The 2,177-nt window shown below is 35.0% G+C and carries 1 protein-coding gene; it reads left to right on the top strand.

Annotated features, from left to right (window positions below):
• Nucleotides 1-744: 744 nt before the first annotated feature.
• Nucleotides 745-2,177, top strand: a 1,433-nt coding sequence (locus H510_RS0112840) for a SprB repeat-containing protein (RefSeq protein WP_211226578.1), incomplete at its 3' end; no start/stop codon positions are given.

Here is a 2,177-nt window from a genome sequence, read left to right as displayed (position 1 = left end):
ATATTGTGATTGGTTATAGGTTTAATAGGAAGTTGTAGGATAACAAACAGCTAAAGACCCATAAAATATGAAAATCAGCCTCAAGCATTAGCTTGAGGCTTTTTTGAAATTATATATCCCTTTTATTATTGAAAAGAAACTCTGAAGAAGAGTTTATAATATTCTTATTTTGCTAATTCAATAGCCTCAATTTTGGAATTTACTTGTAGTTTTTATAAATATTTTCGTGATATCTATTTAGTATTAAAAGTTGAGTATCTCTCATATCATTGGGAAGCCTACATAAATATCTTGCTTTATCCAGCTTTTATGTGTGTATAGCCTTCGATAATTTATTTAGGATGAATTTCAGGATTTGTTTATAAAAAAGACTTTATGTTTAAATACTAACATTTCGAGATATAAGTGAAATAGAGATCTAAATATATTTTACTCCTTAGCTAAGATTGATTAATTTATTTTAAAATATGAAATAATTAGTTTAAAATTGTTGATTATTAAGTATTAAGTACTCATAATTAGATGTTTATATGTTGAAAAATTAAAAGCGTACTTATCTAATTTGATCTAGATTCCTACCCTTGACTAGGCCTTTGGTTATTAATGCAGTGGTTTTTAGTATTCAACCGAGATAAGTAAAATAAAGATTCTCATAATGAAAAATTACACTTGCTACTTATTAATTACTGTAATACCATAAAAGCTTTAATCTTGTTATCTCACATCCATCCTAAAATATTCTATATGAAGTTAAAATTATCTTTATTGTTCTTTTTCTTTTCAATGATTTTTGTATATAAAAGCTATGGGCAACTTGTTGTTAGTGATTCTGGCGGATGTATCCTTCCTGAAGACATATGGTCTCCTAGTGGCACTATTGCAGGACGCAATAGTTATACAGCGACTTTATCAAGCTTAGGTGGAACTCCTTGTAGAGTTCAATGGAGCATTTCGAGAAATCGTTGGGAGATTGTTTTAGACTTTAATCTTGATGGTTTTTTTGATGATTCAGATGATCTTTTACAATATAATACTGCAAATACAACTCCTAACCCACCTCCTCTTGGAATAGGACAATGGATATATATGTCATCAGATTGTGAAGGTCTAACTCAATTTAGTGGTCTTTATACTTGCCCATCAATATCAGGCACAGCAGTAGTCACAAATGTTACCTGTTTTGGAGGTAATAATGGAGCTATCGATTTAACTCCAACTGGAGGTACAGGACCTTATACCTTTGTTTGGAGTGGAGGTGGTTCTACCTCTGAAGACAGAACAGGCTTATCAGCAGGAAACTACTCGGTAAATATTACAGATGCTAATGGTTGTACAGGTATTGTAAATGTTAGTGTAACACAACCAACAGCTCTTTTAGCTTCTATAACAATAGAAGCAAATCCTTCATGTGGAAATTCTAATGGTTCGGCTACTGTTTCTGTATCGGGTGGTACGCCTGGTTATACTTATTTATGGTCGCCCTCAGGAGGAACAGCTGCTACCGCGGCAGGTCTTTCTGCTGGTATATATACTGTAACTATAACCGATAATAATGATTGTACTACCACACAAACTTTTACTTTACCAAATACTGGGTCACCAAATGCCATAGCAGCTTCCCAAACTAATGTAAGCTGTAACGGAGGTTCAAATGGTTTAGCAACTGTAGCTGTAGTAGGAGGAACAGGACCATATACTTACTCTTGGTTCCCTTCAGGAGGAACAGGACAGACAGCTTCTGGTCTCACCGCGGGCACTTATACAGTAACTGTGACCGATGCCAACGGATGTCAGGATTTCCAAAGCTTTACTATAACCCAACCATCAGTTCCACTATCAGGTAGTACTGGAGTTACAAATGTGTCATGTTTTGGAGGTTCAAATGGGTCAATAAATTTAACTCCAACTGGAGGTACAGCACCATATACCTATAATTGGGGTGGTGGCGTTACAACACAAGATAGAATAGCGCTTCCAGCAGGTACCTATTCAGTAGTTATAACCGATTTTAATAATTGCTCTACAACAATATCAAATATAGCAGTTACACAACCGTTATCATCCCTATCAGGAAGTACAGCAGTAACAAATGTAGCCTGTAATGGTGGAAATACTGGAGCTATTAATTTAACACCAACAGGCGGCACTGGGCCTTATACTTTTGTCTGGAGTGACGG

The sequence above is a fragment of the Pedobacter glucosidilyticus DSM 23534 genome (genome assembly GCF_000425145.1).
In the GTDB taxonomy this organism is placed as follows: Bacteria; Bacteroidota; Bacteroidia; order Sphingobacteriales; family Sphingobacteriaceae; genus Pseudopedobacter; species Pseudopedobacter glucosidilyticus.
The sequence above is the reverse complement of the archived record's forward strand: the minus strand, read 5'-3'. Positions and strand labels throughout refer to the sequence as shown.